The sequence below is a fragment of the Synechococcus sp. R5-12 genome (assembly GCF_047502655.1).
Lineage (GTDB): Bacteria > Cyanobacteriota > Cyanobacteriia > Thermostichales > Thermostichaceae > Thermostichus.
In genome coordinates this window covers 1-6,692 of sequence record NZ_JANSIM010000280.1, presented here as the reverse complement: position 1 = coordinate 6,692, position 6,692 = coordinate 1, and the positions used below count along the sequence as shown (strand labels likewise).

Here is a 6,692-nt window from a genome sequence, read left to right as displayed (position 1 = left end):
GCCCGCTCCGTACCGCTTAGCGGTCGGAGTCGGGTAGTTTACGTAGATCATCAGTAAAGTTGTGCCGATGGAGAGCACTACCAAAGCCGGCACCACCCGCAGCAGGGATCCCCAAGGAATAGCAGCCCGCCAGTTGCCCCACAGCCGTCTCATCTGCAGATGGGCTTGCTGCCCCCGTCGCCAGCTCCAGATACAGGTGAGGACAAATGTAGCGCAATAGACAAAGTCGGCCAGCAGAGGATCGTCAGATGGGAGATGAAACAGCTGGGCCAAGGCGATGGCTCCCAAGCCTACCCCCAGGTTGATCACCAAGAAGGCCAACAGCACGTGGCGCGCCTTAAGGGCTGCAAATCCGGTCACACTCGGCTCGGCAGGCCGTAGAGGGGGGGATCCAGACACAGAGGCAGAGAGCGCAGTTTTCCCATTCTAGTTTTGGTGGGGATCCCCAGAGGTGGGCTGCTGTCAACTCCTCAGGGAGAAGACTGAAGATCCTTATTCCGAAGGTTCGTCCCGCCTTTTCAAACCCAATCGAGCAGGCCGGTGGCTGTCTCCGAGGGTCGCCAGGCTGAGCCAGCAAGTTAAGATGTGTTACGGAATCCGTTGGGGCATCTATGGGCGCAACACCGGTAGTGACAATAGCAGCGAGGCAGGATGGCTTGGGTTCTGGGGCTGTCTCCATCCCTCCGGCAGATCTGGGGGTGGTTCCTGAGCCAAGCTTGCGTTACGACCCAGAGCAGTTGGCCAAGCAATATCGAGGGCGCTGGGATCTGGTGGTGCGGCGCCTGTTTCAGTTGATCACCCCCTTTTTGGGCTTGTTGGCCTGGGTGTTTTGGGATCGCTGGCGGGGAGTAGAACTGAAGAATCGCCCGAAACATGCGGCCCGGCTACGGGAGATCCTCACGGAATTGGGGCCGACAGCCATCAAAATCGGCCAAGCCCTCTCCACCCGTCCCGATCTGGTTTCGCCCCTGTTTCTGGAGGAACTGGCCAAACTGCAGGATGAGCTGCCCCCCTTTGACAATGCCATCGCTTTTGCCCTCATCGAGTCGGAAATCGGCAAACCCGTAGACAAAATCTTTCGAGAGATCAGCCCTGAACCGATTGCCGCCGCCAGCTTGGGGCAAGTGTACCAGGCCTACTTGCACAGCGGGGAGAAAGTCGCCGTCAAGGTGCAGCGGCCCGACTTGATTGGGCGCATCTCTCTCGACATGTATATTGTCCGCAGCCTGGCCGCCTGGGCCAAACGCACTTTCCGCCGCATCCGCAGCGACCTGGTGGGCATCGTCGATGAGTTTGCCGGGCGCCTCTACGAAGAAATGGACTACACGCAGGAGGGCCGCAATGCCGAGCGGTTCCTGGCGCTGTACCGTCACCCCTCCATCTACGCTCCCAAAATTTACTGGGAGTACACCCGCACCAAGGTGCTGACGATGGAGTGGATTGATGGCATCAAGCTGACTCAGGTTGACAAAATCGCTGCTGCGGGGCTGGATGGACGGCACTTGATCGAGATCGGTGTCAATTGCTCCCTCAAGCAGCTTTTGGAAAATGGCTTTTTCCACGCCGATCCCCACCCGGGCAACCTCTTGGCCATGTACGACGGGCGGCTGGCCTATATCGATTTCGGCATGATGAGCACCATCGCGCCCCATCAGCGCTACGGCCTGATCAAGGCGATTGTGCATTTGGTAAACCGAGACTTTGCCGGGCTGGCCCAAGACTACGTGGACTTGGAGTTCCTGGATCCAGATACCGACCTGACTCCCATCATCCCTGCTCTGGAAGCTGTCTTCGCCGAAGCGATGGGCAAATCGGTCTCCGAACTGAATTTCAAGAGCATCACCGATCGGCTCTCGGGGGTGATGTACGACTTTCCCTTTCGAGTTCCCGCCTACTACGCCTTGATCATCCGCTCTTTGCTCACCCTGGAAGGGATCGCCATCGGCCTGGATCCCAACTTTAAGGTGTTGAGCGTGGCCTATCCCTACGTGGCTCAGCGCCTGCTCACCGACCCGGCCCCGGAGCTGCGCGTATCCCTGCGGGAGCTGCTGTTTAACCAGGGGCAATTTCGCTGGAACCGCCTGGAGAACCTGCTGCGCAACGCCGTCAACAGCGAGGATTTTGACCTGCAGGGATCCCTGGAAAAGGCCGTTGATTTTATCTTTTCTGAGCGGGGCGCTTTCCTGCGGGAGCGCCTAGTGGATGTGCTCTTTTCCAGCTCGGGATCCCAGGGTGGCTCAGATGGCTTGGCTCATTTGCAGCGTCTGTGGGAACTCCTCAGCAGCAACCCGAGCTTTCAGCCGCTGCAGCTTCTGCCGATTGTTGCCAAGGTGGCTGCCAAACCGGAAGCTCAACAACTGGGCCGTCAATTGGCCTCCCGCTGGTTGCAACGCTCGGCAGCTCGCCTCATCCGCGACCTGCTATTGCCGGATACAGAAAAGCCCAGTTCACCCTCTTCCCTCAACGGGCGTGGCGGGATCCCTGGGCCAGCAACCTCTGCTTCTACCGCTCAACTTCCCCTTCCGGCCTAGCTCAGGTGCTCTTGGGGGGCAGTATCGCTGTTGGGGTTAACAGAGGCCAGAGCCAGCGTAATCCACTCGGAAAATTCATCGCGGCGGAAAACCTGGGGGCGGGAGCGGGGGCCAAAACGCAGCAGGCTGGGCATGCCGTGCTCCTTGAGTCGAGACTGTAGCCAGGTGCCCACACCGGTTTTGCCATCGTTGGGCATTTCGGTTTGGAAGTCACTGTACATCAACAACAACTGGCTGCGAGATTGGAGCACCGCATTCTCTTGAATTAACTTCGGCAAGGAGAGGTTGGTGGCTGGAACTGCCCCTTTGCTCCCTTTGGCCGATTCACGACGACGGTCGCGCGGGCGCGGGTTAGTGCTTTCACGGCTCTTGCGGGTTTTGGGTTCACTAGGCATAGAATCTCCTAAACGACAGAGTGCTCCCCAACGGGGGTTAAAGCGGGAACTCGCAGGCCAAAAGCCGAGCCCGCTGTGAAAGTGGCTCGATGGGTACAGTTCTGGAGAATCGCTGAGAAGAGGGACACCTGCTCTTGAGTAAGCGAAGAAGAACTGCGCTGAGCCGGCACGAAAGGCTGGGATCCCTTCGGCGCAACAGCAGTCCACAGCGGGCCGAGCTCCTGCCAATACATCCAAGGCCTGCCCTTGTTTTTCCTGTCGGAGGCCAGTTTGGCTACCACGAATCCGCAGGGTAAGCAAGCCCGGATATTACCCCTATATTGACTTAAAAATGGACAAGTGGACAGTCCCTGGCCGAGAATTTAGCTGCTGCGGCGGGAGCTTCGGAAGGAACTAGGCTTGCCCGCCGGTGGCGAGTATCGCTGAGCTACGGGAGCAGCCTCCTACTACACCTGGAAGCGGTTGTTGGTGGTGTCCAAAAAGGAGTTTCACTGGCTTACTGAGATACTATGCGCATTGCCATTGTCGGGTTGGGGTTGATTGGCGGATCCCTGGCCCTCAAACTGACCGAAAAGGGATATCCCGTCTGGGGGATAAGCCGCAACCCGGCCACCTGCAAACAGGCTCTGGAACGGGGTGCTGTCCAAGGCTGTGGAACCGAGTTGGCCCAGTTGGCTCGCTTTGACCCTCAAAGGGTGCTGATCTGTACCCCTCTGGAGCAGGTGTTGGCCACGCTAGCCGCCCTGTTGCCTTATTTGTCGGCAGAAACCGTGGTGAGCGATGTCGGCTCGGTTAAGCAGCCCATCGTTGCTCCGGCAACCGAATTGTGGCCCTGGTTTGTGGGGGGGCACCCCATGGCCGGCAAAAGCCTGCAAGGGATCCAAGCGGCAGAAGCTGACTTGTTTCGGGGGCGGCCCTACGTGCTCACTCCCATCGCCGAGACCCAACCTCAGGCTCTCGATGCGGTGAAAGAACTGATTGCTGCTGTTGGCGCAGAAGCTGTCCTCACGGATCCCGCACGCCATGACCGAGCGGTGGCCTGGATCAGCCATTTGCCAGTTATGGTCAGCGCCAGTTTGATCGCAGCGGTTAGCCAAGAAGGGGATCCCGCGATTCTGGAATTGGCCCGCACTTTGGCCAGCAGCGGATTCCGCGATACCAGCCGTGTTGGCGGAGGGATCCCGCAATTGGGTTTGGAGATGGCCCGCCACAACCGGCAGGCGCTGCTGACTGCCCTGCACAGCTACCAAACCCAGTTACGACAGATAGAGCGGTTGATCGATGGCGAAAAGTGGGACGAATTGCTCCGGGTGCTGCAACGAGCTCAACAAGAATGGCAGCAGTTCCCGGTCAACCATCCTCGCGAAATTCTCCACAACCTGGGCGGTGGGAATGGATAGCAAAGATATCTTGAACGGGCTCGGGGATCCTTCATGCTACCTTGGGCTTATGTTGACAGATTGAGCTTATGTTGAATGCGGCTCAGCTCTGGCTTTACCACCTAGAACAATGGGCAACTGAGCTGGTGCAGTTTCAACTGCAGCACCTTTCTCCCGTTAGTCTGTTGGTGGTGGGTCTGGCGGGCTTGCTCACTAGTCTTTCCCCCTGCACGTTGTCTATGCTGCCGGTGACCATCGGCTACATCGGCGGCTACACCCCCGCTTCTGAGGAAACGGCTGGGGAAGGGCGGCGGCAAGTTTGGGCTCAATCTTTGGGTTTTGCGGCTGGGGTGGCTTTTACCCTGACCCTGCTGGGTTTGTCGGCAGCTTTGCTGGGTCGCGTTTACGGACAAACCGGATCCTTCGGGCCTGTTGTGGTGGGGGGAATTGCTATTTTGATGGGGCTGAACTTGTTAGAGGTGATCCCCCTGCGTTTTCCCGATTGGTTTAACCGCCTCGAGATTCCCGGAGAATGGCCCAGGCTGGGTCGGGCAGTGTTGCTGGGGTTAACTTTTGGCCTGGTGGCCTCTCCCTGCAGTACGCCGGTTTTGGTGGCTTTGCTGGCCTGGGTTTCCACCACAGGGCAACCCTGGGTAGGAGGCGGGCTGCTGCTGGCTTACGGGCTGGGATTGGCCTTTCCTCTGCTCCTGGCGGGGGTGTTTACCGGGTTGGTGAAGCAACTGTTGGCCCTGCGGCGCTGGTCGGGCTGGCTCACTTATGCCAGTGGGGTGGTGTTGGTGGGGTTCGGCAGCGTAACAATCTTGTCGGCTTGGGCCTAAGGGATCCCTGCTGCTGCAGGCTAAGATGGGGCTACACCTACAGCACCCTGTTGGGGACTGCACCTTGCCTGGCAAGAGCAGCGGTCTGAATCTTGAGCCGACAAACTTCTCATGGTCATATACTCTCTCCCGCTTGCCCGCTGGGCTTCCTCGCTGCGGCGGTATTTTCGACATGAGCTGCTGCCGCTGCTGGCGGATCTGCGCCTGGCCATCGGCCTTTTGTTGGCGATTGCGGTTTTGAGCGCCACCGGCACGGTAATTGAGCAAGAGGAAACAGCGGCTTTTTATCAAGCCCACTATCCGGAGCATCCGGCCCTGTTTGGCTTTCTCACGTGGCGGGTGATCCTGAACTTGGGATTGGATCACGTCTACCGCACCCCTTGGTTTCTGGCTATTTTAATCCTGTTCGGCAGCAGCCTTATCGCCTGTTCCTTTACGCGCCAGTGGCCAATGCTCAAGGTGGCTCGCCGTTGGAGCTATCTCACCCGTCCGCAGTCTTTTCAGCGCCTGCCCTTTTGGACTTATCTGCCCCAACAATCCTTACAAGGGCTGCCGCAGCAGTTGCGTCGACAGGGCTATCTGGTGTTTCAGGAGGGCCATTACCTCTACGCCCGCAAGGGGTTAATCGGCAGGATCGGCCCCATCTTGGTGCATGTCAGTATGCTGCTGATCTTGCTGGGGGCCATTTGGGGCAGCATTAGCGGCTTCAAGGCCCAAGAACTCATTCCCAGCGGCAGCGTGGCTTCCATTCAACACTTGACCGGAGCAGGGGATCTGGCTCGCGCTCACTTGCCTACCTGGCAAATTCGGGACAATCGCTTCTGGATTGACTACGCTGCCGATGGCCGGGTCAAGCAGTTTTATTCCGACCTCTCGATTTTGGATCAGGGTCAGGAGGTTAAACGTCAGACCATTTCCGTCAACCATCCTCTCTCCTACCGGGGTGTGACCCTTTACCAAGCCGATTGGAGCATCGACAGCATCCGCATCCGCGTCAACAATAGCCCCTCTTTTCAAATCCCGGTGGTGCCGGTGCGCACCGAGGCAGGCAACAAACTCTGGGGCGCTTTTGTGCCCACCCAGCCGGACATGAGCCAGGGCCTCACGCTGCTGCTGCCGGATCTGCAGGGGACAGCCCTCCTCTACGACACTGAAGGGCAATGGATGGGATCCCTGCGCCAAGGCATGAGCTTGGCCCTCGACGAGGTCGCTCCCCAACGCTTCCCCAACCCGCTCACTCTGCATCTGGATGAGGTGATCGGCGCTACCGGACTGCAAATTAAATCCGATCCAGGGATCCCTGCGGTGTATCTCGGATTTGGCCTGTTGATGGTGGGGGTGGTGATGAGCTACTTCAGCTACAGCCAAATCTGGGCTTTGCAAACGGAGACGGGGCTCTACTTGGGGGGCAAAACCAACCGGGCTTTGGTCACCTTCGAGCGAGAATTCGACCGCTTGGTGGAGCATGACTCTAGTCAATAATAAGCTCAACTATACTGATAATAATAATGTATAATATGTTCAGTACGGATTACTACCAGTTGATCT

At 58.2% G+C, this 6,692-nt stretch carries 6 protein-coding genes; 4 read left to right on the top strand and 2 right to left on the bottom strand.

Features of this window, described 5'->3' with window-relative positions; genetic code table 11:
- The coding region (locus NW843_RS13320; protein ID WP_414523190.1) for a hypothetical protein at window positions 1-360 on the bottom strand (360 nt) is incomplete at its 3' end.
- A 251-nt stretch (window positions 361-611) separates the two neighbouring features.
- Here NW843_RS13320 and NW843_RS13315 point away from each other — a divergent pair.
- Window positions 612-2,531, top strand: a complete 1,920-nt coding sequence (locus tag NW843_RS13315; protein WP_414406966.1) for an ABC1 kinase family protein — start codon at window positions 612-614, stop codon at window positions 2,529-2,531.
- Here NW843_RS13315 and NW843_RS13310 read toward each other — a convergent pair.
- Entirely contained in the window at window positions 2,528-2,926 is a 399-nt protein-coding gene (locus NW843_RS13310; RefSeq protein ID WP_414357461.1) for a hypothetical protein, read from the bottom strand. The genes NW843_RS13315 and NW843_RS13310 overlap by 4 nt on opposite strands.
- A gap of 509 nt (window positions 2,927-3,435) precedes the next feature.
- Between NW843_RS13310 and NW843_RS13305 the strand changes: the two genes are divergently transcribed.
- From NW843_RS13305 to NW843_RS13295, 3 genes are all read left to right on the top strand, one after another.
- On the top strand, window positions 3,436-4,326 hold the full coding sequence (locus NW843_RS13305) for a prephenate/arogenate dehydrogenase (protein WP_414523189.1): 891 nt from the start codon (window positions 3,436-3,438) through the stop codon (window positions 4,324-4,326).
- Between the two features lie 68 nt (window positions 4,327-4,394).
- On the top strand, window positions 4,395-5,144 hold the full coding sequence (locus NW843_RS13300; RefSeq protein WP_414381388.1) for a cytochrome c biogenesis protein CcdA: 750 nt from the start codon (window positions 4,395-4,397) through the stop codon (window positions 5,142-5,144).
- Window positions 5,145-5,255: 111 nt separating this feature from the next.
- Window positions 5,256-6,626 carry a cytochrome c biogenesis protein gene (locus NW843_RS13295; RefSeq protein ID WP_414523188.1) on the top strand — a complete coding sequence of 457 codons (1,371 nt, stop codon included), beginning with the start codon at window positions 5,256-5,258 and terminating at the stop codon, window positions 6,624-6,626.
- The last annotated feature ends 66 nt before the right edge of the window (window positions 6,627-6,692 follow it).

Bases quoted from the DNA above. Each gene is read 5' to 3' on its own strand.
- NW843_RS13295 (WP_414523188.1), top strand. From the start codon at position 5,256: ATGGTCATATACTCTCTCCCGCTTGCCCGCTGGGCTTCCTCGCTGCGG.
- NW843_RS13310 (WP_414357461.1), bottom strand. From the start codon at position 2,926: ATGCCTAGTGAACCCAAAACCCGCAAGAGCCGTGAAAGCACTAACCCG.
- NW843_RS13300 (WP_414381388.1), top strand. From the start codon at position 4,395: ATGTTGAATGCGGCTCAGCTCTGGCTTTACCACCTAGAACAATGGGCA.
- NW843_RS13315 (WP_414406966.1), top strand. From the start codon at position 612: ATGGGCGCAACACCGGTAGTGACAATAGCAGCGAGGCAGGATGGCTTG.
- NW843_RS13305 (WP_414523189.1), top strand. From the start codon at position 3,436: ATGCGCATTGCCATTGTCGGGTTGGGGTTGATTGGCGGATCCCTGGCC.